This window comes from Pseudomonas sp. MPFS (assembly GCF_022537035.1).
Taxonomy (GTDB): Bacteria; Pseudomonadota; Gammaproteobacteria; order Pseudomonadales; family Pseudomonadaceae; genus Aquipseudomonas; species Aquipseudomonas sessilinigenes.
Genome location: NZ_CP066123.1, coordinates 1,585,607 through 1,611,095, shown reverse-complemented (window position 1 = coordinate 1,611,095; position 25,489 = coordinate 1,585,607). Strand labels below are relative to the sequence as shown.

Here is a 25,489-nt window from a genome sequence, read left to right as displayed (position 1 = left end):
GTCGCGCACGCGCAACGATCTGAAGTTTCAAAGGGGAGAACGAGGCATGGAATGAAAAGGGCCGCCAACGAAGGCTCAGAGCTTCAGGAGCAGGGTTAAGTGCCTGTGTCCAACCTCAACCACCCGGTCAATGAAGTCTCGGAGTCACCCACCTCCGGACGCTGTTCACCTGGCACGCGCCTGATGCAACATGCATGGAAAAACTCAACTTCGGAGACGCATATGTCATTGAAATCGACAAAGGAACAGTTGACACAATTACTCGCGGACAAGGACAACAAAGTCATCGCGCTGTCCGGTAAGTGGGGCACAGGCAAGAGCTACATGTGGGACCAGGTCAAGAAATCATCTACCGATGAGACTGTAAATGGTGCGCTCTATGTATCGCTGTTTGGCTTGTCCGGAATGGAGCAAGTCAAAATGAAGCTGATCCAAAGCGCGGTGCCCGCCATTGAGGCAAATCCGGGGTTTTGGGCCGGCGCGAAGCAAGCCGTAAGCTCGGGAGTCAAGGTGCTTGAGGGGTTCCACAAGGGGTTTGGCGCTCTGAACGATCTCAGCCTCGTCTTCGCTCCTGCGATACTTCGGCAAAAATTGATTGTTCTCGACGATATCGAGCGCAAGCACGAAAAACTCAATATTGACGAGATTCTGGGTTTTATTGACGAATTCACTCAGCAACATGAGTGCCGATTTATGCTGATTCTCAATAGCGATCAGCTCGCCAAACGGGACGTGTGGGACTTGCTTCGAGAGAAGGTCGTCGATCAAGAGCTTAAGCTGACAACGTCAGCCTCCGAGGCCTTTGAAATCGCAATCGCGCTGACAGCGTCGAATCATGCCGAACAGATCTGCACCGCAGTTGCATCGTGTGGACTGACCAACATTCGCATAATTCGCAAGGTTATCAAGGTTGTCAATCGCGTCTTGGGGGGGCGACATGACCTATCTGATTCCGTTCTGTGGCGCGTGATCCCTTCGACCGTCTTACTTGCCGCGATCCATTACAAGGGGATTGAGGATGGTCCGAACTTCGCCTTTGTGCTTTCTAAAGACGCTGGCAGAAGCTGGAGTTCGCTCAACACGAAAAAAGAGGAGCTATCGGAAGAGGACAAGCGGAAATCGAGATGGCGAATGCTTATGAGCGAACTGAAAATCGCCCAGTGCGACGACTACGAGCTCTTGGTCGTCGAGTTTTTGCAGTCTGGATTATTCGATGTTTCCCAGGTCGCAGAGATCATTGCTCGATACGTCAGGGAAGCCGAAGCAATGGATGCCCGACATGCAGCCCACAAATTCTTTGAACGATCCGTATGGGATCACACACTGACAGAAAAGCAACTGCTAGCCGAGGCCGTGGATGTCTCTAGAAAATCGCACTTAATGGATGCCAACATGGTCAGCTGGCTTTGCGAAACCATCTCAGATCTTCCCGGTGGAGAATCAATTGCGGATAAAGCCCTGACCGAATGGATCTCAGCCTTCAGACTTCAAAACCCGGATGGAAATGAATTCCCTCTTTTCTTCCATGCCAGGCTTCATCCTCGCATCCAAGCCGAATTTGAAGCAGCTAAAGAAATGGCACAGGCAAAGATTTCTGTCTACGACGCCTGCCTCCATGTGGCAGAGCATAACGGATGGGGGTCTCGTCAAGAAATAGCTCTGAAGTCAGCGACTGCGCAGGACATGGAGTTAATCATAAGAAATAGTGAGACTGGAAAGCTGCGTTTTTTCATGGCAAAGATGATTGACCTATGCCTCCACAAAGAAAGCTACGAAAGACATTTCGGATCAGCAATGGATAACTACATTCAGGCCTGCAAAAAAATCGCTCAAGACCCACAATCTGGGCGCCTAGGCAAACTGGTGAAAATGCTGTTTGTCGAAGCTCACCTCGAAAGCTTGCTGGAGATTTCTTCTCAGTCCACGGTCGTTGCGGAATAGCAGACGCCTACCTTCGTCAATTGGTTGGGCTGAATCACTATGTCATCATCGGTCGTTATCGAGCCAAATGACTGAGATTTAAGCGAACAGCCCTCCCTCGACTTTCGATTTCCCCGGCAATGAGCCCTAAGTTTCAGGGTTCATTGTTGTCTTCGTCGTAGCCCATATAGTCATCTTGCGGCGCGTAATACTCCGCCGCGTCATAAATCTGCGTCTTCTTGTAGCGGTCGCCAAGACCAACCACCGTAAGGCGAGAAAGGCCGGCAATCTTCAAACCGCAAGCGAAGCATTCAAAATGGTTTGGCAGATGTTCTTGCTTCTCAGTTATTTCCCCGTCCCGCAGAATTTGAATGGGTGCCGAAACAGGCTCGCCCACTACAAGTGCATGCGAAGCACATGCAGGACATTCAACACGGTGACCTTCTTGCCGTGTTGCCCTGATCGCAGCCTGAGCGCCCAACATGGCACGCTCCTTGTTACTTTTGGCGAGCCAGACTTTTTTATGGGCTTCTACGTCGCCTTTCACTGCTTTAGAGCTGTCGTCGACTGCGGCAGCAATAACTTGCTTCGCGACCTTTGCCTCGTCTACACCGAAAAAGTCCTCAAGCGTCATCCCGATAGAGAAGAGAAGAATCTCACTTGTCTGATAAAAACGCGGCTGCCAAACCGAGCTTTTGATTCCGTCGAAAGCTGGCTCGCCTGAATGTAGCTCGGCATTGCGCCTACCTGTGTGCGAAATTCCGAAGCCCTCATGCTCCTTCGTGAAGTCCGGCAAAATTGCCATAAGGCGTTTGAAGACCTCACTGACTGCGATGGATTTCGGCGTGAACCTTTCCTCGATAGGATTGAAACCAAGCGCATGGTAGAGACTGGCCCAACTCTTGTCGGTCTCTGCCAAAAGTGTGGGACTGACATTGGCGAGCGCTGCTCGCGCCAAAAATTCGAGGGAAAATCCCGACCAAAGAGCATATTCCCAATCGTCGCTGTCTAGATGACTCATATGCTGCACATAGCGTTGAGCTTTGAGATAGAGCGCTTCCGGGTCCCAGGTCGTCGGGGTTGCTGCGGGTATGACTGTCTTTTTCACTGAAGGCTCTCCAAATAAACTCTCTGAATCTTCCGATTCTCGCGTTCAGCGGGAATCGGCGAGCGTGCGTGCAACATGCGCCAATTGTCGATTAATAAAGTGTCGCCAACTCGCGCAAGGGCGATCTTCAAAGGCTCGCATTTATCAAAGTGTTCCTTAATGCGCTGACTGGCGAGCTCACCAATTTTGCTCGCCGGCTTGAGAAACAGTTCGTCCCACCGGAAGCAGTAGCCATCATCGGTGGGTTCGCACAAGCGCAGCAGTGCGAGCGCCCCGCTCCTCGGTCGGCGCGGCTTAAAAATGGCGCGTGTGAGAATGTCTAAAGTCACCGCGTCAAAGATGCTTTTTCCGTCGAGCAAAAGCGTTGGGACATCAGCGTAACCGGTCACGCATCTTAGAAGTAGGTATCGAGGTGGAATGCGCCAATGCGCGAGATCAGTGTGAAACGGGAAGCAGCCGAGTCCGTATATACCGCTATATGTGTTTGGTGTCGCGATAGACCGAGGGACCAAGTCTTGGACAGTTCCGCCCTCCCACGGCACCAGTGGATGACCAAGCGCATTTGCGACCGCGAGTGCGTCTGCCCCAGGAAAATAGTCACGGACGAAGACATATCCATCTCTCGCGACATCTTCCTTAAGGGAATTCATACCGGGCTCCCTTCTTCAGCGATTGGCATTTCCGTCGCCACTGACTCATCAATCTCGCTCGCCTGTTCAAATTGCGCTGGTGAATTCGCGTGTGATCATACACCTGCGGGCAGGCGATATAGGTCGTTCGAGTTTGCTGCCCCAATCTATAAGGTTTTGCCAAAAAGTCAGCCCCAAAACACAAGCTATCCCTCCGCTCTCACCTCTCGGTTCTAAGGGTTTACTTTCTGTCGTCGAGGACCACGCAGGTCCTACAAACGTGTATTACAATCACCCATGCAACACTCAAATTTTCAATGACTTACGTGACATATGGGTTCGGGTTCGATTCCCTTCACCCGCTCCAAGTATTTCAAGGCCTCCAGCGGTGCATGTAGCTGACTGCAATCAGCTGGGAGCGTTTCGAGGTCCGCTTGCGAATGCATCCGCAAACAGCAGCGAGACCTCAGCCAGCACCGCCCCTAGGTGCCTTCGGCGTTTCATATTGACCCATCGGAAAAAGGCTAGGACGGTTAGTTCTTTACTAAAACCGCTGAAAGCCTTGTGACACGCGTCTTTCAGCTCATCGTTCAAAGTGGGTTTGGGCTCAGTCATGGGTTGTTGCTACCAGCAAAACGATCTTCTGGACCACCCATCCGGGATCCATCAAGGCATCCGGCGCCAAGGTGCATCGATGAGAACACTCACCCGTTGTCTGAGCCTGCTTTTCGGCGCGAGCCTGCCCCTTCTGCTACAGGCATCCCCGGTTCGCTTCACCGATTACCGGGCTTTTTATCAGTCCCTGGGCGACAACCTGTTCACAGGGCCCGGTACTGAACTGACCATGCCCTGCTCGGAGTCGCCACGGCATTGCCTTTGGGTCAATGCCATGCGCCCGGCGTTTGAGCGTTTTGACCAGCAGTGGAGCGCACCCGATGAGCTGAATCTCGATCCGCCCGAAGGTACGCCCGAAATGGTCTTCGATGGCGAGGCCCTCACGATCGGCACACAGCGTTGGCCACTACACGATGCAATCAACCTCGCCTCGTCGCAATGGCCCGTCGGCGATCCCATCGATCCGGAAAACCTGGCAACAGCCACGGTCTGGCGCCAAGGCACCGCGACCTGCGTGGAAATGCAGTACATCAGCAGTGGCCATGGTGATCGGTACACCCAGGTATTGCTGTTATACGGACAGCACATGTACGCGTTACCGCCACTGTTCGCCTCCTGTTCGGCCATTCGCAAGACGCCCCGCCACCCATTCAGCTATCCGGAAAATGCCTACCAGGGTGCGGAGCAGGAAAACAACCCGGCCGGGCTGACAGTGGATTATCGAGTGCCTGGTGAAAAGAAACCGGTGACGCAGTACCTGTTGCGCTTCCCGACTCAGGGCGACCCCTTCGTATTTGAGGTGCAACGCCCATAGGCATCAGCCGATATATCCGTCATGCCCTGGCTGCGTGCTGGGGTCATCACCCGGTGGGAGCAAAATCAAGCTCAACAACTCACCAGGTCTGCTCATCACGACACCCACCGATTGGCGTCGGGTAGCAGCCAACACCCCGGACAGACGCTTGCCCCCAATCGTCGGAACCAACGGGATAATGTTCATGGAGGAAATACACGATGACTGACCCCGCCCAGCCGAAAAGGCCTGTACCCGCCAATCATTCGACAGGCCCAACAGTGGCCACCCAGCCCCGGACCACATTCATAAAAGGCGAGCCTGCCCGTTTGGGGGACATCGCCTGATGCGCCTCGAGGCTGCTAGTTGGCTTTTCACCGGTCTGCTCCTGACCAGCCCTCTGGTTCAGGCGGCTGAACATCCATCCACGGTTAGCCGTTGCTTTGCCAGCGCAGCTTCACCCGCGATTGCCTATGCCTCGGCCAAGGGGAACGCCACCATGCCGGTTGATGCCCGTTATCGCGCCCCTGCCTCCTCACCCCACCTGGACACACTGGATGTGCTCGCCATTGGCCTGAGCCTCGACGTGTTCCGTCAGGGCCAGGCCTGGAAAGCCTTGCAGGAACAGAGTGCAAAGCAGACCAATGTCCTCCACGTGGGCAGTATCCTGCCCACCGACCCGAAACAGTATCCGGTGGATGGCGACGACAAAGACATGGCCTATGACAAGCGCAAGGCCGATGCGCTGGAGCTGGGCCTGCGCAACTTCATGGAAAAGTGGCCGATCCCGACCATCACGGTCGTTCGTGGCTGGAATCCCGACACACCTAACCTGCGCTACTCCCCGCAAAGAACCCGGGAAATGCTCTCGAACATGGTCAACCGTTACCGCCCGGAAGCAGGCCTTCACTGGCATCGCGTGCGCAACCTGCAAGATGGCGTGGTCTGCAGCGACACTCCCGAAGGCCTGGTGGACAATCTGTTCAATCTGTTCGAACAGAACCCTGACCTCCCCGCTGTCCTGGTCTACAACGTAGAAGGGTTCAGCATGTCGTTTGCGCTGTCGGCGAAAAAGGCGCCGCTGATTGGCGGGCCTGGCCCACGCAAACCGAGCGAACTCACCGACACCATGGTTGCCATGGTTGTCGGTCGTCCCGAGCGCGTCGAATGGCTGCGTTACTACGCGCAATTTGCCAAGGTCAACGCGAACAGCATCGACCCGGAGTTTACTGGCTGGGGCAGCAATAAACCCGCAGTGGAGTTCCAGCCTACGACCTTCATTCCTCAACCCTGGACTCAGCGTGCGTTCGAACAATGGGATGCGCTACCAGTGCTGGCCAAACTGCATCGGCCGGTCACGGTGTCATTGCTGCGGCCAGACAATGGCGAATACCTCAAGGGTGACGCCCTGACCGCCAAACTGGCCTCTGGCTGGAAAGAAGCCACTGACGGACTCGCTCAGAAAGCAGTTCGAGTGTTCTTTGACGGCGGTCCGCACACCACCCCCCTGGCACAACTCCTGCCGGCACTCAACGCCGCACACAGTCCGCTGGATCTGCTCGACTCGCGCGAAAGCTACGATTTGACCCAGCGTTTGGGTGACACCGGCTCGGCCTCACCGTTTGTTGGCCTCACCCTGGCGACGATGGCCAGTTACCTCAACGCGGACACCAGCGTGGTCATGCCGATGCGCCGCCCGGAACAGGCGACGATCATTACCGTGACCTCACCAACACCTGGCAGGAAGCCTCCAGGCAATGATCATTTCGGCGTCAACCTGATGCCGCAAACCGCCAGAACCGAAAAACTGCCAGCCGTGCCTTCAGCACAGTCGACAGCAGCGCAGTAGCGCTTCGCGGAATGAAAACCCTGTACGGCGCCAGCCGGGGTGCTACCCCGGCCGATCGGGATCGACCAGGAAAGCCCCATAGCTGTCTGCAACGACAGAGGTTCGGCCGGTCTCATGGGACCACAGCACCACCCGCGGCTCGCCGGCGTCGCCGAGCAAGGCATAGTCGAAACAGTAGTAATCGCCGGTCCCGAATTGAGCGAACGGCAGCAGGCTGGAACAGCCCACGGCTCGCCCCTCGACGTTGTCCAGCCAAGCCTGCCAGCCGCCCTGGAAGTGGCGCACGATCGACTCCCAGGTCTTGCGCGGATCACGGGCATCGAACACCGGAAACACCTCTAGCGCACCTAGCGCCTTGCCGTTGTGCTCCAGCAGCCAATCCCTGAACGATTGGGGCAAGGGCCGCCCCAATGCCGCCTCGGCAGCGCGGATCGCCTCGATGGTGGTACCTATCACTCTCGCCTTGCCCATGATTCCTCGCCTGGGTTGCATCGCCCCTCTGGCTCGGGGCGCGGCGCACGATAATGCAAACCGGCACCCACTGAAAACCCGACACGGAGCAAGCAAAGCAAAAACCTAAGGCCAACCTTGCGATCGGCTTTCCATGCCTGGGCTCACCTCCCGTCAGGGACGGGTCAGGTAGCGGGCGAAGTAATCGCCCAGATCCTGGCGCAAGGTCCGTACTGCCAGGCCGCGATCGATACTGCCGAAATCGTCGCCCATGGCCTTGATGACCGACGCCGGGAGCACCCAGCGCCCATCGGTGAAGTCATGGTGCCCGGCATTTTCCAGCACCTTGAATGCACCAGGCCCCCGGCGGGCTGCCCACACCTTGTCCATGCTGGCGTCCCGCGGATCCTGGCCAGCGGCATACAGCAGCATGGGTTTACTCCAGGGACCGGCCAGCTCGCCCTGGATACTGCCGTCGAGGTTGGCCGCCGCCCGCAGACGCGGATCCAGGCGCGTCGCCTGCAAGGCAGCCGAACCACCGAAGGAATGGCCCAGAGCCCCGGCGTGCTCGAGGTCCAGGTGTCCACCCAGGAGGTGCTCCGGCTCCTGGTTACGCAGCTGCAGCCAATCCAGGGTACTGCGCAGGTCCGCCACCACCAAAGGCGCGGCGGCCGCTAGTTGTTCCTCGTCCTGCTCGAGCACGTCCAGAACCTTGACCACCCGGCCTCCGGGCAGCACCGTGACCCCGGAAATGTAGGGGTGATTGATGGCTACCACCACGTAGCCACGGCTGGCCAAGTCTTCTAGCAAGCCGCTGTAGAGCTCGGCCACCGCTCCCAAGCCGGGAGAAAACAGCAGTACCGGATACTGGCGGTGCTTTTCCATCCTGGCGCCGGCAGCAGAATGGCTGGCGACCTCCACCGCGCTTCCGGCCTGCATCGCGGCCAGGGCCTCGGGTTCGGCGTACTCGGCACGGGGCAGCCTGCCGGCAGGCGCGGCGATCGGATACCAGACTTTCAATGCCAGCTCGCGGCGGGCGCCGGCGACCTTGGAAAAGGTCTCCGCACGCGCTGGATCGCGCAAGGCGAAAGCAGCCTTGCCCACGCACCAAGCGCCGCTGGGCGCCGGCACCTGCCTGGCCTGGTCGCCCGCCGCCGGTAACTCGCAGCGCCGCGCATATGGCTGCTCCAGCGCGGCATTGCTGCAACTGGCCAGGCTGAGAATCACTACACCGCAACTCGCCATGACTCTGACGAACTTCATCATCAAGCAATCCCTTGGTCATTCGGATCGGAAAGGAGACGGCAGCGCTCCCTGGTATTTGGAGAACTGCCGACCCCAGCCTAACGAGCGCCCCAGGGCCGTTCATCTCCAAGTGTGGGGATTTTGTATAGAAAGGTTAAACGCCCGATGGCAACGGCCCCCCAGTAACGGCTCCGGCCCTAGAAACCACCCTGCAGCGGAAAGCGCTGCGCTTCGCTACGGGCCAGGAACTTGTCCTGGGGCATGGGCCGGGCCAGGAAGTAACCCTGGGCCTCGTCACAGCCGAAGGACCGCAACATCTGCAGGCACTTGAAGCTCTCGATGCCCTCGGCCACGGTGCGGTAGCCCAGTTCGCGGGCCAGGGCGATCACCGAGCGGGTGATCTTCTGGTGCTGGGCGCTGCTCTCAAGGTCAGTGACCATGGATTTGTCGAGCTTCACCACATTGGCCGGAATCTGGTGCAGATAAGCGAAGTTGCTGTAGCCGGTACCAAAATCGTCGATGGCCACATCCATGCCCAGGGCGCGAATCTTGCTCAACTGCTCCAGCACTTTCGGGTTGGAGCGCAGCCAGGCGCCTTCGGTGATCTCCACTTCCAGGCGCCGGGGATTGATGCGGTGGCGCAGGCAGGCATCGCGCAACACATCGGCGATGTCCTGGTCCTCGAAATCCTGGGGTGACAGGTTGATCGACAGGCGTTGCACATCACTGGCACTCCATAGATGCAACTTGTGCAACACCGCATCGATCAGCCAGTGGGTCACCTGGTGGATCTGGGCGTTGCGCTCCATCACCGGAATGAACTCCGCAGGGGAAATCGGCCCCAGCCAGGGATGGTCCCAGCGGATCAGCGCCTCGGCACTGACCTGGGCGCCATCGGGCAGGGCGAAGCGCGGCTGGAACATCAGGTAGATCTGCCCGGTGTCCAGAGCCTCGCCGATGTCCGCGGCCAGGTTGAAGGCACGCCGGTAGGCCTGGTCGCGCACCAGGTCGTAGGGCGCCCAGGTACAGCGCTCCAGCGCGGCCAGCTCCAGGGCGAACATGGCCTTGCGCAACACGTCCGGCACGGCGTCATGGTCCGTGGAAAACTCCACCATGCCCGCACACACTCCCGGCACCATCGGCAATTCCAGGCCCGGCGGCTGGCGGCGCAAGCGACGCACCAGGCCCTCCAGCAAACGCTCGACCCCAGGTGCGGCCGGCAGCAGGAAGCCGAAGCGCTTGGCCGAGACGTGATAGACCCGCACATGCCGACCCAGGTAGGCGAGCAACTGCTGGGCAAGAAAACGCACGATGATCTCGAACGGCGCCATGCCCAGGGCCAGGGTCAACTCATGGGCCACGGTCATGTCCACCGCATCCACCAGCACCAGCACCCGTCGCTCCCCGGGGTGTTCGTCCGCCAGATCGTGCAAGTCGCGCTGGAACTGCTCGCGGTTGGGCAGGCCACTGACCGGATCACGGCGGGTCTGGCGCTGGCGTTGCTCGATCTGCTCCATCACCAGGGAGGCCAGGTCACGCAACTGTTGACGCTCGGCGGCATCGAGCCGCTGCGGCTGCTTGTCGATGACGCACAGGCTGCCGATGGCGTGCCCCGTGGAAGTGATCAAGGGCGCCCCGGCATAAAAACCTATGCCCGGGCCCTCGGTCACCAGTGGATTGGCATGGAAACGCACGTCCTGGCGAGCGTCCTGGACTTCGAACACCTCACCGGACTTAATCGTGTAGGCGCAGAACGACTGATCGATCGGCGTCTGCTCGACGGCAAACCCCACCCGCGACTTGAACCACTGACGATCACGATCCACCAGGGTGATCAGCGCCGTGGGGACCTTGAAGAACTGCGCGGCCAGGCGGCAGATGCGATCGAAGCTTTCGCAGCGGGCCGTATCCAGCAGCTCGAGGGCATACAAGGCGGCCAGGCGCTGCTCCTCGGCCAATGCCTTATCCGGCATGCCGCGACTCGGACAGGATCAACACAATCATCAGAACACCTATTTCACCATCGAAGGGGAGCCCAACAGCAGCTATGAAATGTCCATACCGCCAAAGTAGTGGCACTACGACATCTTCTGACAGCATGCCGCAGTGACTGATACTTGCCAATTCCATCCGTCGGACGAACGGTAATCTGGAGAGAGTGTTCCCCACCGAGGTAATGGCCGGGCCAGAGCCTTCCGCTAGCACAGGTAGCAGATATGCCGGGGGGTCATGCTCCGCAAAGCCGGAGCCCGGCAACAGGACCAAACTCATTGACCGGCCATTTGCGGGCACAAAAAAAGCGATCCCAAGATCGCTTTCTCTGTTACTGCGTACTGCTGTTGCTGCATGGGAAGATCGGGGCCGTAGCCCCGACCTCACTGCCCCCTTGTCCACCCGGCTCCTGCCGAGTGCGTGGACGTTGTAACAGCCCGCTCCTGTCTATTGGCTGAACCTGTCCCGGGCAAACGTCACAATTCATGACAGGCATACCTCTTAACAGGTACTTGCCAAGCGCCTCCAATCCCGGAACCATGCGCGCCCCCGGTGCCGTTGGCGCCTTATCCATGGAAGGAGCCGCACGTGAAAAAACTCATCCTCCTGTTGGTTATCGGCCTGCTGGTCGAGCTCAATATCGGCTACTACACCGAATTGGAAGAAGCTGAAACCCACACCCGCTGGTTCCTCAAGCATTCGCCGAGCCTGCAACTGGAGTTCTTCAATATCCACGCCAACGACGGCGATTACCGGCGCGTGGAGAAGCTCACCGCCGAAGAACGGCAGATGATCATCGACTACTGCAAATATCGCCTTGGCATCGACACCCAGGTCACCACCCAGGCCGATGTGGAGCGGTGCGCCAAACTCTGACTCTCTGCCTTGCGCCCTGCCCAGCCAGCCATCATCTGCGGGCGAACCTGCGCCCTGATGTCGTTGGGAATGGTATGGTGGCCGGCTGCCCTGCATGCAGGGTCAATCGGAGGAGCAATACACCAAGCGCCTGGTCGCAAGGTTCGAGGAGGTCATTGAAGAGCTATGTGCAACGCCGAAGATATCTACACCGCAGGTTGGGTACTGGTGGTCATGTCCGCACTGGTGTCCCTGGCGATCCAGGTCTACCTGGGTTACTTCAGGCTCGACGACATGGTCGGGCATCTATCCCGCTGCCGGGCCATCGCCATTCGCCTGCCCCTGCTGGGCAAGGACCCACTTAGCCGCTTCTTCATGCTGCTGTGCATCGGCGCCATGTTCGCCATGCCCCACTTGTTCCTGCGTAACGGCGGCTTGAACGCGCGGGACTATCGAAACTTCCCCCTGGGCCTGAAGTGGTCGATCAATCTGTTCCAACTCTCGGCCTTGGTCGCCTGCATCGCGTTCCTGGTGCTGTGGTGGGTCGGCCGCCACCTCTGATCCCAAGCGTTCAACATCACGTGGCGCCAAGCAATGGCGCCACGCCTGCCAGCCTTAGGCACGCGACAATCCAGCGCTGGCCTGCTGCCGAAGAAAATCCTCGCGGGTCATCTCGAAGAAACGGCTGGGCAGGCCTTCGAAGTCAGCGTCGTGGGAAACCCGAAAGCCAATCTTGCGGGCCACTGCCAACGAGGCAAGGTTGTCCACATGTGCATTGGCCACCAGCCGCTCGACCTGCGGATCAGCGAACGCGTGCTCGACGATCCGTCGGGCCGCCTCGGAAGCGAAGCCCCGTCCCCAGGCTCGTTGCACCAGGCGCCAGCCCATCTCCAACTCGGGCCCTACGGCATCGAAGGGGATGAACGAGACCCAGCCCAGCAACTCGTCAGGCGCCTGCCTGGCGAAGATCGCCCAATAACCGCACCGCTCACCAAAGTCCTGGGAAATCCGCGCCTGCAGGAAATCCCGGTGCCACTGCCCGCCGTCCCACTCACCGGGTATGAAACGCGTGACTTGCGGGTCCTGGTCCATGCGAAGGCAGGCCTCGAAATGCTCGAAGGTGCGCGGTCGCAGCAACAGGTTGGCGGTTTCGAAGTGCAAGTCCATGGCAGGTCTCCTTGATCGGACGGTGTCGACGAAGGCGTAATCTGGGGCAAAAGAACATCGCCCGCAACAACCTCAGAATCCAGGATGCGCAGCCAACAACCCCAAGCTTGGCTGACGACCAGCCTATCGATCCGAATACATTTTTAGACATGATTGTTCGGATAGATCCGATTGAATGACATAAATTCGCATATGAGAATCACTTCCAAATAAACCGGAGGTCATATCTCAATGTCCAGCACTACCCGTCCACATTCTTGGAAGTTGTGGCCCACATCCCTTGGCTTGCTGGCCCTCAGTGAAGCCAGCCTGGGTGCTACCTCGGAACACCCCGAAGCGCCATCCGGCAGCGCTGCCGTCACCCTCGGCACCACCCAGGTCAAGGGGCAGCACCAGCCCGGTTACAAGCGCGAGGCCTCCGACTCGGTGAAATTCACAGCCCCGCTGAGAGAAACCCCGAAGTCGGTCACCATCATCACCGAATCCCTGATGCAGGAGCGTGCGGTGTCGACCCTGGCAGACGCCCTGCGCACCACTCCTGGCATCACCTTCGGCGCTGGCGAAGGTGGCACGCCATTGGGCGATCGCCCGTTCATTCGCGGTTTCGAAGCCAGCACCGACATCATGATCGATGGTATTCGCGATGTAGGGCGCATGACCCACGAAGCCTTCAACGTCGAACAGATCGAGATCGTCAAGGGACCAGGCTCAGCCTATTCCGGCCGCGGCTCCACGGGTGGCAGCATCAACCTGATCAGCAAGGCCCCGAAGCAGGAATCCTTCGCCTCCGGCAGCCTGACCCTGGGGACCGATCAACTTCGCCGTAGCACCCTCGACGTCAACCAGTACCTGCCCGAACAGAACATGGCCCTGCGCCTGAACGCGATGAAGCACGAAGCCGACACGCCCGGACGCGACGATGTCGAAGTCACCCGCTGGGGCCTGGCCCCGAGCGTCTCCTTCGGCCTGAACACCGATACCCGCGGTACGCTGAGCTACTACCACATGCAGAGCGACGACATTCCCGACCAGGGGCATCCGGTGTCGGCCATCACTGGCAAGCCGGCCAAGGTCGACAGGGATAACTTCTACGGTTTTGCCAAGCGCGACTTCCGCAAGACCTCCTCCGACATCGCCACCCTGCAGCTGGAACATGACGTCAATGAACACCTGACCCTGCGCAATACCACCCGCCAGGGGCGCAGCATGCAGGACTACATCATGAGTCGGCCGACCTTCGGCTCCATCGACAATGAGCTGGCCGGCGTGGTGATGCGTGGCCCCGCACGTGGACGCAACGTGGTCAACACCTCGCTGATCAACCAGACCGACATCTTCGGTACCTTCGACACCGGTCCCATCGGCCACAGCTACAGCGCCGGCCTGGAGTTCTCCCGTGAACGGATCGATGTGAAGAACCGCTACGCCCCCCGTGGTTCCGATCCAGGTAGCCTGCACGCCCCCAACCCACGTGATGCCCATGCCCCGGTAGCACGAGGTAATGGCAGTCACGACGTCACCCGGCACAACAACCGCGCCCTGTATGTGATGGACACCCTGGCCCTGCACGAGCAGTGGGACCTGAACCTGGGAACGCGCTTCGACAACTACCACGTCCGGGACGCTGCCCAGAGCAACCGCAGCAATATCTGGACCTACCAGGCCGGCCTCGTTTTCAAGCCCCTGCCCTACGCCAGCCTCTATCTGTCCTACGGCACCTCGTTCAACCCATCTGGGGAAACAGCCGGGCAATCCGGCGGGGCCGACGGCGCGGCCGGCGGCCGCTTGAGCAACCTGGATCCGGAAAAGAGCCGCAGCATCGAACTGGGCACCAAGTGGGACCTGCTCGATGAACGCCTGGCCCTGACGGCCGCGGTGTTCAAGACCGAAAAGTCCAATGCGCGGACCTACGACCCGCTCAGCAATGAGGTGACCCTGGACGGCAACGTCGAGGTCAAGGGTTTTGAAGTGGGAGCCACTGGCCATCTCACGGACCAGTGGGAAGTGATGGCAGGCTACACCTACCTGGACGCCAAGACGGTCAAGTACGCCTCACGCAAGAACACCAACTTCGACGGCAACCGCGCCAAGTTCATCGCTCCCAACAGCGGCTCGGTGTGGACCACCTACAGCTTCGCCGAACGCTGGAAGGCCGGTGCCGGCGCCAACTATGTAGACAAGCGCTACACCGACGATGCCAATACCCGGAGCCTGGATTCCTACTGGCGCTACGACGCCATGCTGGCCTACCGGGTGAACAAGAACCTCGACCTGCAGCTCAACCTGCTGAACCTCACCGACGAGACCTACTACGACGCCTCCCACGTCGGCATGTTCGCCATCGTCGCCCCTGGCCGTTCAGCCGAACTGGCAGCCAACGTGCGCTTCTGATACCCCGGATACCAGCCGGCCCCACGATCTTCGTGGGGCCGGCTGGTCAGCTATGGGTCCAGGGATTCCGACCAGCCACCTTGAGCAGGTCCTCTGTGCTCAAGACAGCAAGCCGTCATCGATCGAAAGAGACGGCGCTCACTCTTCTTCGTCGCCATCCAGCGCCAGCTTGGCACTGGGAACGCCGGTATTGGCTCCCCAGTAGTAGATACACAGGGCCATCAGGGTGACGGTCAAGGTATCGAACGGATGCGCCAGGGCGCCAATCCCGCCAAAGCTGCCCAGGTAGGAAATGACGATGGTCAGCGCGTAGAAAGCGATCAGCCACGACGACGAACGTACCTGCTCACCCAGGCTCAGGTGATCGGTGGGTACCAGGCGCTTGCACAGCAGGTAAATCACGAACATCAGGATCTGCAGCCCCAGCAGCCAGGACACGGTGCTCCAACCTGACCAATAGACGATCAGCGCAGCGATCACGAACGACAACGGCCCCAGCACGGCGAACGCCCTGACCCGAAACGGTCGCGCCAGATCAGGGGCGCTCTTGCGCAAGGCGGCGACGCTCACTGGCGCGACGGCATAGCTCAATACCAACGCGGCCGAGACCACATTGATCAGGGCTTCCCAGGACGGGAACGGCAATGTCCAGAATACCGACAGGCCGAAGGTCAGCCATAGCGCCGGACGTGGGATACCCGACTGCTCGTCGATACGGGTGAATATCTTGAAGAAGGTGCCGGTCCGGGCCCAGCCGTAGACCACTCGCGGCGTGGCGTTCATGTAGATATTGCCGCAACCGCTGGGGGAGATCACCGCGTCGGCCACCACCAGGTAGGCCAGCCAGCCCACCCCGAGGGTCAGGGCGATATCACGGTACGGCAGCGAGAACTCCTTGCTGATACCGCTCCAGCCATTGGCCAGCATTTCCGTGGGGATGCTGCCCAGGAATGCCAGTTGCAGCAAGCCGTAGATCAAGGTCGAGAGCAGCACCGAGAGGATCAGCGCAATGGGAATCGTCCGCTGGGGGTTACGTACCTCGCTGGCCACGGAGATGATCGGGGTCAGCCCCAGGTAGGCAAAGATGATGCCGCCCGCCGAGACCGCCATCTCGATCCCCGATAGGCCGAATGGGGCGAAACCCTGGACATGGAAGTTGTCGGGCTTGAAGAAGGTGAACAGGACGCCGATCACCAGCAACGGCACCACGAACTTGAACAGGCTGATGAAGTTGTTGGATTTGGCGAAGGTCTTGACGCTGTAGTAGTTGAGCCAGAAGAACAGGCACAGCAACGCGAACTGTACCAACCAGCCTATGATCGTCGGGTCGCTGCTGCCTTCATGGGTCAAGCTGGGAAACCAGGCCGCGGCGTATTGCCGGGCCGCCACCACCTCGATCGCCACCAGGCTGGAAAAAGCGATCAAGGTGATAAACCCCATCAAGTACCCCAGCAGCGGGCCATGGGAGAACACCGGATAGCGCACCACGCCACCAGCGCGCGGCAAGGCGGCCCCCAGCTCGCAGTAGACGATGCCCAGCAACAGCACGGCAAAACCGCCCAGCAGCCAGGAAAAGATCCCTGCCGGTCCGGCAATCGCCGAGACATGGCTGGCGGCAAACAGCCAGCCGGAACCGAAGATCGCACCCAACCCGATGAAGGTCAGGTCCACCAGAGAGAGTTGTTTCTTGAATTTACCTTTGCCTGACATGGAGGCGCGCCTTTTTGAGGTTATTGGAATAGGCAGATCGAACGTTGCGCCGGCCGGATCATCCGGCAGCGGCAGTGCTGTACCCAGCTGTGCGTAGTGGCTTCACAAGCGCGGTAGCGCCTCAGGACAGTGAATCCGCCCGGCCGGGCGCGGCCTCCAGCTGGCAACGCAATACCTTGCGCAAAGCTGGCAGGTGATGGGGGCAACCGGTGTCGAACTGAGGGGGCTCGGAGGGCGATGCACCGCTCCGGCGGATGGCTGTACGGCTCATGGTCTTGTCCTTATATGGAGTCGTCCCAGCCGATCAAGGCCGGAAACAAAAACCAGAGTCGCCTTTTCTCCTCGTTGCAGCTTGAGGTTTTTCCTCCTCGAAATAGACGAAATCAGCACACTTTCAAGCCCCGCGCGGAGGAGCAAGCGTTCTCTATTTCGCTATGCGCCAAGCAAATAGCGGCCTCATCCCGCGTACCTCACGAGAGGCGCCCAACCTTTCGACTATGCTGATTTCGTCATCAAAGCCAGCGAAAACCCACAAGCACCAAGCCCCTGTCTCGCTCACTCTGTAGCTCTTTTCCATCAGGTGCTGCCATGAAAAAAATATCCGTGATCGACTCCCATACCGGCGGCGAACCCACTCGCCTGGTCATCGATGGTTTCCCCGACCTGGGCCGGGGTTCCATGGCCGAGCGCCTGGATATCCTGCGCGATCGGCATGATCAATGGCGCCGCGCCTGCGTTCTCGAACCCCGCGGCAGCGACGTGCTGGTGGGAGCCCTGCTCTGCGAGCCGCAGGCGGCCGACGCCTGTGCCGGAGTGATCTTCTTCAACAACAGCGGCTACCTGGGCATGTGCGGCCACGGCACCATCGGCCTGGTCCGCTCGCTGTACCACCTGGGGCGCATCGGCTGTGGCGTGCACCACATCGAAACACCGGTGGGCACGGTGCAGGCCACCCTGCACGAAGACCTGTCGGTGAGCGTGCGCAACGTCCCCGCCTATCGCTATCGTCGCCAGGTGGGCGTGCAGGTTCCCGGCCTGGGCCTGGTGCACGGTGATATCGCCTGGGGTGGCAACTGGTTCTTCCTCATCAGCGAGCACGGCCAACGCATTGCCCTGGACAACGTCGAAGCCCTGACCCAGTACACCTGGAACGTACGCCAGGCCCTCGAGGCCACCGGGATCACCGGCGCCGAAGGCGCAGTGATCGACCATATCGAGCTGTTCGCAGAGGATCCCCAAGCCGACAGCCGCAACTTCGTACTCTGTCCCGGCAAGGCCTACGACCGCTCCCCCTGCGGTACCGGCACCAGCGCCAAGCTGGCCTGCCTGGCAGCCGACGGCAAGCTCGCCCCGGGCCAGACGTGGCGCCAGGCCAGCGTCATCGGCAGCCAGTTCAGCGCCTCCTATGAAACTGCCGGTGAGCGCATCATCCCGACCTTGCGTGGCAGTGCGCATATCAGCGCCGAAGCCACCCTGCTACTGGACGACAGCGATCCGTTCGCCTGGGGCATCGGCTCGTGAGCCACGGGGCCGAAGCGGATGTGATCGTGGTCGGCGCCGGGATCATCGGCGCAGCCTGCGCCCATGAGCTGGCGCTGCGCGGATTGCGGGTACTGGTACTGGACGACGCCGTCGGCGGCGCCACCGGGGCGGGCATGGGCCACCTGGTGGTCATGGACGACAACCCCGCCGAACTGGCCTTGAGTCATTACTCCATAGAACTCTGGCGACAGATCCAGAAGTGCCTGCCGACAGCCTGCGCCTATCGCAATTGCGGCACGTTGTGGCTGGCCGCCGATAGCGCGGAAATGGACCTGGCACGGGCCAAGCAGCGCACCCTGGCCGAGCACGGCGTGGCCACCCAGCTACTGGATGCAACGCATCTGGCGAAGCTGGAACCCATGCTGCGCAAGGGGCTGGGTGGTGCCTTGAAGATTCCTGGCGACGGCATTCTCTACGCACCCGCCACGGCCCAATGGCTGCTGGAAAGCCACCCTTCGATCAGCCGCCGGCGCGGCCATGTACGACATGTCGCCCAAGATCGGCTGGAACTCGATGACGGCCAGCTGTTGCACGCCCCAAGGATCCTGGTGGCCAACGGCTTCGGTGCTCGCCAACTGCTACCGGCCCTGCCCCTGCGCCCGAAAAAAGGCCACCTGCTGATTACCGATCGCTATCCGCGCCAGGTTAATCATCAATTGGTGGAGCTGGGGTACGCCGCCAGCGCCCACGCCAGCAATGGCACCTCCGTGGCCTTCAACGTCCAGCCACGCCCAACCGGCCAGTTACTGATCGGCTCGTCCCGCCAGTTCGACACCCTCGATCCACAGGTCGATCCCGACGTGCTGGCACCGATGCTGCGCCGGGCCGTGGGCTACCTGCCGGAACTGGCGCAACTCAACGGTATTCGAAGCTGGACCGGTTTTCGCTCGGCGACCCCGGATGGCCTGCCGATCCTCGGCGAACATCCGCAACAGCCAGGTTTGTGGCTGGCAGTCGGACATGAAGGACTGGGGGTGACCACCGCCCCCGCCAGTGCACGGTTGCTGGCTGACCTGATGTGCGACCGGCCCCCAGCGATCGACCCTCGTCCCTACCTGCCCGGGCGCTTTACCTCCCTGACTGGAGTCACCCCATGATCATCTACCTGGACCAGCAGGCCGTGCTGGTACGCCCTGGCATCAGCGTTGCCGCTGCCTTGGCCGTCAGCGGCAACTCACGCACCCGGCTCTCTTGTACCGGAAGTCCCAGGGCAGCGTTCTGCGGCATGGGAATCTGCCAGGAATGCCGGATGACCATCGACGGGCGCCGCCAACTGGCCTGCCAGACCCTGTGCCGCGACGGCATGCAGGTGGAGCGCAGCCAATGACGAACCCTCACCTGCAATGCCAGGTCCTGATCGTCGGCAGTGGCCCCGCGGGGCTGGCCGCCGCCCGGGCCGCCAGCCACAACGCCCGTTCGATCCTGATGATCGACGATAATCCGCGCCCTGGCGGGCAGATCTGGCGCAACGGCCCGAACCATCCGCCGACACCCGCTCAGGCCGAATACTTCCAGATCCTGCAACATCCATCGGTACGCTACCTCAGTGGCACCCGCATCATCTGTGCACTGGGGCCCGACAGCCTGCTCCTGGAGGACGCCGAGCAAGCCTGGCAGGTGCAGTACGAGCGGCTGATCCTGTGTTGCGGCGCCCAGGAGCTGCTGCTGCCTTTTCCCGGCTGGACCTTGCCAGGCGTCACCGGCGCCGGCGGCTTGCAAGCCCTGCTGAAGAACGGCCTGCCAATGGCCGGCCAGTCCGTGGTGATCGCCGGTAGCGGCCCCCTGCTGCTGGCCAGTGCCGCCACCGCACGCCAGGCCGGGGCTCGGGTGGAGCGAGTACTGGAGCAAGCCTCGGCAAGTGCCTTGCTCGGGTTCGCCAGCCAGCTGTGGCGCTGGCCGAACAAACTGGCCCAGGCCCTGCACCTGGGCACCACGGCCTATCGTTGCAACGCCCACGTGGTCGAGGCACTGGGCGAAGGGCGCCTGGAAGCCGTTCGCATCCGCCAGGGCCGACGCATCCGGGAAATCTCCTGCGACTACCTGGCATGTGGCTTCGGCCTGGTACCCAACACGCGTCTTGCCAGCCACCTGGGCTGCCGCCTGGAACAAGGTGCCATTGCCGTGGACTCGGAGCAGCGCAGCAGCCTGCCCCTGGTCTACGCCGCGGGAGAGTGCACGGGTATCGGCGGCAGTGAGCTGGCCCTGGTCGAAGGGGAAATCGCCGGCTACGCCGCCACCGGCCAGGCCGGTCGAGCCGCCGCATTGAACGCCCAGCGGCAGCACTGGCAGCGGTTTGCCGGTCAACTGCGGAAACACTTCGCCCTGCAGCCGCAGATACTGGAATTGGCCCAGCCTGATACGCTGCTGTGCCGCTGCGAAGACGTACCCTACGCCGCCGTGGCAGCAGCCCCCGACTGGCCTACCGCGAAGCTGCAAAGCCGCTGTGGCATGGGGGCTTGCCAGGGCCGGGTCTGTGCCAGTGCCGCCCAGCAGCTGTTCGGCTGGAGCATCCCGGCGCCACGGGCGCCACTGGTGCCGGCCCGGATTGCCAGCCTGCTGCTCGATGACGCGCAGCCAGCCTGCGACCCCTGAATGGGCGAAATACCCCGGCCAGCTCATGCCGCATCCGACCCGCCAAGCCCCCAGGAGAGAGGCCGACGATGATCGATAGCGCACAACTGCACCATCTGCCCCGGGCCATGGCCGCCCAGCGCCCCCGGGACATCGACAGCCTGCTGGCCAACCTGGCCCTGGTCATGCCCCTGCTGGACGGCATTCCCAGCGCCGTGTTCTTCGTCAAGGACCTGCAGGCCCGCTACCTGATTGCCAACCTGACCCTGGCCCAACGCTGTGGCTTCAAGAACATCCGCCCGTTGCTGGGCAAGACCTCCGCCGAGGTCTTCCCCGAAATGCTCGGGCCCGTCTATACCGAGCAGGATCGGCGCGTGCTGCTCCAGGGCATCACCATCAAGGGCCAGCTGGAATTGCACCTGTATGGCAGCCGCGAACCAGGCTGGTGCCTGACCCACAAGCTGCCACTGCACGGAAGCAGTGGCGAGATCATCGGCATGGCCGGCATATCCCTTGACTTGCAAGCCGCTCGCGACACCCACCCGGCCTACGAACGCCTGGCGGCGGTGGATCGGCATATCCGCGAACACTACAGCGAAGTCATCCGCCTGGAGGACCTGACCCGCATCGCCAACCTGTCCATCGCCCAGCTGGAGCGCTACTGCAAGCGCATCTTCCACCTGACGCCACGGCAGATGATTCACAAGGCCCGCCTGGAAAACGCCTCGCGCCTCCTGATCACCGAGGAACCGATCACCGAGGTGGCGCTGCAGTGCGGCTACACCGACCACAGCGCCTTCAGCCGACAGTTCAAGGCCCTGACCGGCGTCAGCCCGCGCCAGTTCCGACTCAATGCCGGTCGCTAGCGGCGCGAGTCACTCCTGGCAGAAGGTGCGGTAGTCGAACAGGCGCTTGAAGCCGACCTTGCGATAGATCGACAGGCCGTCCAGAGACGCCTCCAGGACGCAAGTCCCGGCCCCCTGGGCCTTGGCGAAAGCCAGCACATGGTGGATGAGCGCCGTGGCGTGACCGCGCCCCTGGCACTGTTGCAAGGTACCGATGTCGTCCAGGCGCGCCACTGCGGGCCCCAGGGAGAGGGTCAAGGCGCTCACCGGGCGTTGATCGACATACAGGGTGAAATGGCGCAATGCCCTACCGGACTGCAACGCGGCCCGGTGCCGGGCCAGGTACTGTTCGATCCCCCCTGCGCCGGACTCGAATGCGCTCTCCACCGGCAGCCCCCAGTCTTCAAGGCAATCGTCGGTGCAACGGATATCCAGCCGTTGCGCCGATACCTGTGGCGCTTCATAGGCCTCGAGGTCGAGGACCATGCAAGTGGTTCGGTCTGCCGGCAGTAGCTGTTGCTGGCGTAACGGTTCGCTGACATGAGCTACATGGGCCTCGGGTACCACGACGCAAAACGGCATGCCGGTCAGTTGCAGGAAGGCCACGCCTTCGGCCAGCTGGGCAGCGCTGTGCGGGCCCTGGTTCTTCATGATCAGCAAGTTCAGGCTGCTGGCCTCGACCCCGGTGCAATAGGCACTCAGGTCCGCTCCGAAGCGACGATAGAACTGGGAGATGGATACGAAGAAATAGTCCTCCGCACGGTGATACAGGTCGCAGACCGAATCCCCGGCCGTACTCGTCATGTGCTGTCTCCTTGAGCCTCGCGGCGCCCTGGCGGCGCCGGGTCCTGGTCACGTTAAGCCCGCAACCGCCAAGGCTCCAGCACAATCCTGTTTTATTCTGCGAAGGAATGTTCTCAGGTGTAACCATCAGGGCAACCACCCGCCCGGTACCGGCCCTGAAGCCCGCTGTTCGTCACCCCTCCAGGTGATCGGACAGGCGTCCGGCCTGTAGTGCCTTGGCCATCTGCAGGTGATTTTTCAGCTTGGGCAAGGTTTCCTCGGCAAAGGCCTTGAGCTCAGGCAGCTCGCTGGCCTGGGCCTGCTGGCGGATCTGCCGGATCGCCTGCTCGGTACTCTTGATCTGGTTCGTCGCGTAGGCCCGGTCGACGTCCTCGCCTTCGGCGACGGTAGGAATCAGGCGCCTGGCCTGGTCCATCAATTGCTCGCGTGGAGCGATCGGCAAATCCAGTTGCTTGGCGATCCTGGCCAGGTGCTGGTTGGCGGTGGTGCGGTCATTGATGACCTGGATGGTGTATTCCTTGACCGCCCTGGAAGAGGTTTGCTGGTGCGCCTGGCGACTGGCCTCGATGTCGGCCATGCCTTGGGCCGATGCGTCATCGATGAAGGCCACAGGGGATTGGGCCAGGGCACTGTTGGCACACAGGCCCAGGAGCAGCGCCAGGCCGGCGCTGCGCATCACAGTGGCAATGGCGTTCATGGGGAGTTCTCCTGTTGCAGATGAATCGGTCGTGAACGAAAACGTTCGTCTGCATAGGGAAAAGCCCAAGCCATAAAGGTTTAGCTTGCGCGACGAACGGCGCCCGGGACGGTGCTCGTTCGATCAGGCGTTGGAACGGCTCTTGTGGGCGCGCTTGACGGCATACATGGCCTCGTCGGCATGCTTGAACAGTTGCTTTTCCTCCAGGCCATGCTCGGGATACAGGCCAATGCCGATGCTCGGCAGGATGTGCAGCGAATGGCCGTCCAGGCGCAGCGGTTCACCCAGCGCACCGCGGATCTTGTCCGCCACCCGCTGGGCATCGTCGCTGTGCTGCACGCTCTCCAGCAGGATCACGAATTCATCGCCGCCAATCCGAGCCACGGTATCGGTCTCCCTGATACAGGCCTTGAGGCGGGTGGCCACGGCTTGCAACAGCATGTCGCCCACCGCATGCCCGCAGGTATCGTTGACCTCCTTGAACCTGTCCAGATCGACATACAACAAGGCCATGCGCCCGGCTTCACGCCGGGCACGGGCCAGGGCCGACCTGAGGCGCTCCCTCAGCAGCTCGCGGTTAGGCAGGTGAGTCAGCTGGTCATACTCGGCCATGTAGTGCAGCCGGGCATGCAACTGCTTGCGCTCGATGGCCGCGGCCAGCTGGGCGCTGACGTACTGCAGCAGTTCCTGGTCCTGCTCGCCGTAGCCCTGGGTACCCGGAGCACTCTTGACCATGAGCACGCCGATGGTGCCCTTCTGTGCGTTGAGCGGCACGCCAAGCCAGCACCGCGGCCCCTGGATCGCCGCAAATTCGTCCCAGATGCTTCGGGTCGGCGAGCACTCGGGCGCCAGCAGCAAGGGCTGGCCGCGGAGCAGCACCTCGTGGCAAAAGCGCCCGATCAATGTCCCCGGCAGTTCCGGGCTGCGCTCGCAATCATCCACATGGTAGGGAAAGCTCAAGCCGGCGCAACGCTCGTCATACAGCGCCAGGGAGCAGTTCAATGCCGGCAGCCACTCGCCGATGATCCGGTGCACGTGCTTGAACAACACCAGCAGGTCCTCGGTGGCGTGGGCAGCTTCGGAGATCGCATACAGTGCCGCCTGCTTGGATTCGGCTCGCTTGCGCTCGGTGATATCCCGGGCCACGGCGATGCGCAACTGGTCCACTTCCGACCACCGCGCGGACCAGAGGATATGCGCCACCCGCCCGTCCTTGCGCAGGTAGCGGTTCTCGAAATTGGGCTTGGGCACCCCACCCATGATTTCCCGGGCGGCTTGCAAGGTGCGCTCGCGATCGTCCGGATGCACCAGCTCGATCATCATTCGGCCGATCAGTTCATCGGCCGTATAACCGAACACACGCTCGCAAGCCGCACTGACGAATACGAAGCGACCCTCGGCATCCACCGCACATACGGCGTCCAGGAGCAGGTCGATGAAACTGGCCAGAGGCGCGGAGTTTTTGGTTGCCATCAGAGAAAGTTACTACCCATGGAAAATGCACTGAGTACCCATCCCTTGAGCCCGATCAGCCGATGCCTGGCACCGGCTGCGCTGCGTCGCAACCTGCGAACGGCCTTGCCTACGATTTGTTGCCGACCAGCCCGGGCACCGCATGCACCAGGGCATTGACCGCAAAGCCGATGAACATCACGCCACACACCCGGGTGATCGCCAGTTCGTGACGCTGATACCAGCCACGCACCTGGCGAGCCCCGACAATGCCGATGAGAATAGCGTATGCCGCAAGACCGCCAAGGAAACTCAAGGCAATCAGGCCGGGGAGCATCGACCAACTGAGCATCTCGGCCCGGCTGGAAAGCAGCGCAGTGAAGGTCGCCACCGCCACCGGATAAGCCTTGGGATTGGTCAGGCCGAAGAGGATGCCGTGCCAGAACGGATTACGAGCCGCCCCCTGGGGATCATCGGCGCTGCCACCCTTGCTGCGAATGGCCCGCAGACCGAGCCAGAACAGATACAGGCCACTGAGGAAGCCCAGGATATTGAAGGCTTCGCTGCCGATTTCCCGGGCACCGACAATGGCCACCAGGGCCGTGCTGCACCAGACCACATCACCGACCATATGCCCGCAGAGAAACCCCGCCCCGGCTTGCCGTCCACGAGCCGCGCCAATGCCGAATACTGCCAGCACCCCGGGTCCGGGGGTGATCGCATAAATGAAACCCGAGGTGATAACGGCCAGCAACAGCGATGAGGTCATCGACAAGACTCCAAGTCAGTGCACCTCGCGAAGGGCGCCAGGTACAGGATGAATGTGCAGGATTCTGCACGATCCCGGGCCCCGA

Annotated in this window: 22 protein-coding genes and 1 pseudogene; 11 read left to right on the top strand and 12 right to left on the bottom strand. The window is 61.1% G+C overall.

Going from position 1 to position 25,489, the window contains the following annotated elements; all coding sequences use genetic code 11:
- The first annotated feature begins 99 nt into the window (after positions 1 to 99).
- The gene (locus I9018_RS07375) at positions 100 to 1,941 is read left to right on the top strand and encodes a KAP family NTPase (RefSeq protein ID WP_241109098.1); all 1,842 of its coding nucleotides are present in this window, start codon (positions 100 to 102) and stop codon (positions 1,939 to 1,941) included.
- Positions 1,942 to 2,074: 133 nt separating this feature from the next.
- On the opposite strand, the gene I9018_RS07370 is transcribed toward I9018_RS07375, so the two are convergent.
- Together I9018_RS07370 and I9018_RS07365 are read right to left on the bottom strand one after the other, a co-directional pair.
- Entirely contained in the window at positions 2,075 to 3,028 is a 954-nt protein-coding gene (locus I9018_RS07370; protein WP_241109097.1) for a hypothetical protein, read from the bottom strand.
- Positions 3,025 to 3,678, bottom strand: coding sequence for a TauD/TfdA family dioxygenase (locus tag I9018_RS07365; RefSeq protein ID WP_241109096.1), 654 nt, complete (start codon positions 3,676 to 3,678; stop codon positions 3,025 to 3,027). Before I9018_RS07365 ends, I9018_RS07370 begins: the two co-directional genes overlap by 4 nt.
- Positions 3,679 to 4,270: 592 nt before the next feature.
- Between I9018_RS07365 and I9018_RS07360 the strand changes: the two genes are divergently transcribed.
- Positions 4,271 to 5,086: a hypothetical protein gene (locus I9018_RS07360; RefSeq protein WP_241109095.1), complete on the top strand. Its 816-nt coding sequence runs from the start codon at positions 4,271 to 4,273 to the stop codon at positions 5,084 to 5,086.
- A gap of 325 nt (positions 5,087 to 5,411) precedes the next feature.
- Positions 5,412 to 6,872, top strand: a pseudogene (locus I9018_RS07355) (DUF2875 family protein); the annotation flags it as partial.
- Positions 6,873 to 6,956: 84 nt separating this feature from the next.
- Here I9018_RS07355 and I9018_RS07350 read toward each other — a convergent pair.
- From I9018_RS07350 to I9018_RS07340, 3 genes are all read right to left on the bottom strand, one after another.
- The gene (locus tag I9018_RS07350) at positions 6,957 to 7,385 is read right to left on the bottom strand and encodes an SMI1/KNR4 family protein (RefSeq protein ID WP_241109094.1); all 429 of its coding nucleotides are present in this window, start codon (positions 7,383 to 7,385) and stop codon (positions 6,957 to 6,959) included.
- A 153-nt stretch (positions 7,386 to 7,538) separates the two neighbouring features.
- Entirely contained in the window at positions 7,539 to 8,630 is a 1,092-nt protein-coding gene (locus tag I9018_RS07345) for a hypothetical protein (protein ID WP_241109093.1), read from the bottom strand.
- Positions 8,631 to 8,806: 176 nt separating this feature from the next.
- Positions 8,807 to 10,582: a sensor domain-containing phosphodiesterase gene (locus I9018_RS07340; RefSeq protein ID WP_241109092.1), complete on the bottom strand. Its 1,776-nt coding sequence runs from the start codon at positions 10,580 to 10,582 to the stop codon at positions 8,807 to 8,809.
- A 607-nt stretch (positions 10,583 to 11,189) separates the two neighbouring features.
- Here I9018_RS07340 and I9018_RS07335 point away from each other — a divergent pair.
- Together I9018_RS07335 and I9018_RS07330 are read left to right on the top strand one after the other, a co-directional pair.
- Entirely contained in the window at positions 11,190 to 11,477 is a 288-nt protein-coding gene (locus I9018_RS07335) for a hypothetical protein (RefSeq protein ID WP_068584291.1), read from the top strand.
- Positions 11,478 to 11,642: 165 nt separating this feature from the next.
- Complete coding sequence (locus I9018_RS07330) at positions 11,643 to 12,017, top strand: hypothetical protein (RefSeq protein ID WP_068584289.1); 375 nt, start codon at positions 11,643 to 11,645, stop codon at positions 12,015 to 12,017.
- Between the two features lie 54 nt (positions 12,018 to 12,071).
- On the opposite strand, the gene I9018_RS07325 is transcribed toward I9018_RS07330, so the two are convergent.
- Positions 12,072 to 12,623: a GNAT family N-acetyltransferase gene (locus I9018_RS07325; protein ID WP_241109091.1), complete on the bottom strand. Its 552-nt coding sequence runs from the start codon at positions 12,621 to 12,623 to the stop codon at positions 12,072 to 12,074.
- A 231-nt stretch (positions 12,624 to 12,854) separates the two neighbouring features.
- Here I9018_RS07325 and I9018_RS07320 point away from each other — a divergent pair, with 231 nt between their 5' ends.
- The gene (locus tag I9018_RS07320) at positions 12,855 to 15,014 is read left to right on the top strand and encodes a TonB-dependent siderophore receptor (RefSeq protein ID WP_241109090.1); all 2,160 of its coding nucleotides are present in this window, start codon (positions 12,855 to 12,857) and stop codon (positions 15,012 to 15,014) included.
- A 138-nt stretch (positions 15,015 to 15,152) separates the two neighbouring features.
- Here the strand turns inward: I9018_RS07320 and I9018_RS07315 are convergent, their stop codons facing one another.
- Together I9018_RS07315 and I9018_RS07310 are read right to left on the bottom strand one after the other, a co-directional pair.
- A complete protein-coding gene (locus I9018_RS07315; protein ID WP_241109089.1) occupies positions 15,153 to 16,724 on the bottom strand; it encodes an APC family permease in 1,572 nt (523 codons plus the stop codon).
- A gap of 121 nt (positions 16,725 to 16,845) precedes the next feature.
- The gene (locus tag I9018_RS07310) at positions 16,846 to 16,995 is read right to left on the bottom strand and encodes a hypothetical protein (protein ID WP_164823634.1); all 150 of its coding nucleotides are present in this window, start codon (positions 16,993 to 16,995) and stop codon (positions 16,846 to 16,848) included.
- Positions 16,996 to 17,312: 317 nt separating this feature from the next.
- Between I9018_RS07310 and I9018_RS07305 the strand changes: the two genes are divergently transcribed.
- The 5 genes from I9018_RS07305 (at position 17,313) to I9018_RS07285 (ending at position 21,703) form a co-directional block, all read left to right on the top strand.
- Positions 17,313 to 18,245: a 4-hydroxyproline epimerase gene (locus I9018_RS07305; RefSeq protein WP_241109088.1), complete on the top strand. Its 933-nt coding sequence runs from the start codon at positions 17,313 to 17,315 to the stop codon at positions 18,243 to 18,245.
- Positions 18,242 to 19,363: an FAD-dependent oxidoreductase gene (locus tag I9018_RS07300; RefSeq protein WP_241109087.1), complete on the top strand. Its 1,122-nt coding sequence runs from the start codon at positions 18,242 to 18,244 to the stop codon at positions 19,361 to 19,363. Before I9018_RS07305 ends, I9018_RS07300 begins: the two co-directional genes overlap by 4 nt.
- Positions 19,360 to 19,593 (top strand): (2Fe-2S)-binding protein, encoded by a 234-nt coding sequence (locus I9018_RS07295; protein ID WP_068584276.1) that lies wholly within the window; start codon positions 19,360 to 19,362, stop codon positions 19,591 to 19,593. Before I9018_RS07300 ends, I9018_RS07295 begins: the two co-directional genes overlap by 4 nt.
- Entirely contained in the window at positions 19,590 to 20,858 is a 1,269-nt protein-coding gene (locus I9018_RS07290; protein ID WP_241109086.1) for an FAD/NAD(P)-binding oxidoreductase, read from the top strand. The genes I9018_RS07295 and I9018_RS07290 overlap by 4 nt, the downstream gene beginning before the upstream one ends.
- A 68-nt stretch (positions 20,859 to 20,926) precedes the next feature.
- The gene (locus I9018_RS07285) at positions 20,927 to 21,703 is read left to right on the top strand and encodes an AraC family transcriptional regulator (protein ID WP_241109085.1); all 777 of its coding nucleotides are present in this window, start codon (positions 20,927 to 20,929) and stop codon (positions 21,701 to 21,703) included.
- A gap of 9 nt (positions 21,704 to 21,712) precedes the next feature.
- Here the strand turns inward: I9018_RS07285 and I9018_RS07280 are convergent, their stop codons facing one another.
- The 4 genes from I9018_RS07280 to I9018_RS07265 form a co-directional block, all read right to left on the bottom strand.
- The gene (locus I9018_RS07280) at positions 21,713 to 22,486 is read right to left on the bottom strand and encodes a GNAT family N-acetyltransferase (protein WP_068582199.1); all 774 of its coding nucleotides are present in this window, start codon (positions 22,484 to 22,486) and stop codon (positions 21,713 to 21,715) included.
- A gap of 172 nt (positions 22,487 to 22,658) precedes the next feature.
- A complete protein-coding gene (locus I9018_RS07275; RefSeq protein WP_124345968.1) occupies positions 22,659 to 23,183 on the bottom strand; it encodes a DUF4142 domain-containing protein in 525 nt (174 codons plus the stop codon).
- Positions 23,184 to 23,306: 123 nt separating this feature from the next.
- A complete protein-coding gene (locus I9018_RS07270) occupies positions 23,307 to 24,656 on the bottom strand; it encodes a GGDEF domain-containing protein (RefSeq protein WP_068582196.1) in 1,350 nt (449 codons plus the stop codon).
- Positions 24,657 to 24,765: 109 nt separating this feature from the next.
- A complete protein-coding gene (locus I9018_RS07265) occupies positions 24,766 to 25,404 on the bottom strand; it encodes a LysE family translocator (protein ID WP_068582191.1) in 639 nt (212 codons plus the stop codon).
- Between the last annotated feature and the right edge of the window lie 85 nt (positions 25,405 to 25,489).

Bases quoted from the DNA above. Each gene is read 5' to 3' on its own strand.
- I9018_RS07325 (WP_241109091.1), bottom strand. From the start codon at position 12,623: ATGGACTTGCACTTCGAAACCGCCAACCTGTTGCTGCGACCGCGCACC.
- I9018_RS07295 (WP_068584276.1), top strand. From the start codon at position 19,360: ATGATCATCTACCTGGACCAGCAGGCCGTGCTGGTACGCCCTGGCATC.
- I9018_RS07365 (WP_241109096.1), bottom strand. From the start codon at position 3,678: ATGAATTCCCTTAAGGAAGATGTCGCGAGAGATGGATATGTCTTCGTC.
- I9018_RS07310 (WP_164823634.1), bottom strand. From the start codon at position 16,995: ATGAGCCGTACAGCCATCCGCCGGAGCGGTGCATCGCCCTCCGAGCCC.
- I9018_RS07285 (WP_241109085.1), top strand. From the start codon at position 20,927: ATGATCGATAGCGCACAACTGCACCATCTGCCCCGGGCCATGGCCGCC.
- I9018_RS07350 (WP_241109094.1), bottom strand. From the start codon at position 7,385: ATGGGCAAGGCGAGAGTGATAGGTACCACCATCGAGGCGATCCGCGCT.
- I9018_RS07265 (WP_068582191.1), bottom strand. From the start codon at position 25,404: ATGACCTCATCGCTGTTGCTGGCCGTTATCACCTCGGGTTTCATTTAT.
- I9018_RS07345 (WP_241109093.1), bottom strand. From the start codon at position 8,630: ATGATGAAGTTCGTCAGAGTCATGGCGAGTTGCGGTGTAGTGATTCTC.
- I9018_RS07280 (WP_068582199.1), bottom strand. From the start codon at position 22,486: ATGACGAGTACGGCCGGGGATTCGGTCTGCGACCTGTATCACCGTGCG.
- I9018_RS07340 (WP_241109092.1), bottom strand. From the start codon at position 10,582: ATGCCGGATAAGGCATTGGCCGAGGAGCAGCGCCTGGCCGCCTTGTAT.
- I9018_RS07270 (WP_068582196.1), bottom strand. From the start codon at position 24,656: ATGGCAACCAAAAACTCCGCGCCTCTGGCCAGTTTCATCGACCTGCTC.
- I9018_RS07320 (WP_241109090.1), top strand. From the start codon at position 12,855: ATGTCCAGCACTACCCGTCCACATTCTTGGAAGTTGTGGCCCACATCC.
- I9018_RS07315 (WP_241109089.1), bottom strand. From the start codon at position 16,724: ATGTCAGGCAAAGGTAAATTCAAGAAACAACTCTCTCTGGTGGACCTG.
- I9018_RS07275 (WP_124345968.1), bottom strand. From the start codon at position 23,183: ATGAACGCCATTGCCACTGTGATGCGCAGCGCCGGCCTGGCGCTGCTC.
- I9018_RS07360 (WP_241109095.1), top strand. From the start codon at position 4,271: ATGGGTTGTTGCTACCAGCAAAACGATCTTCTGGACCACCCATCCGGG.
- I9018_RS07330 (WP_068584289.1), top strand. From the start codon at position 11,643: ATGTGCAACGCCGAAGATATCTACACCGCAGGTTGGGTACTGGTGGTC.
- I9018_RS07290 (WP_241109086.1), top strand. From the start codon at position 19,590: ATGACGAACCCTCACCTGCAATGCCAGGTCCTGATCGTCGGCAGTGGC.
- I9018_RS07305 (WP_241109088.1), top strand. From the start codon at position 17,313: ATGAAAAAAATATCCGTGATCGACTCCCATACCGGCGGCGAACCCACT.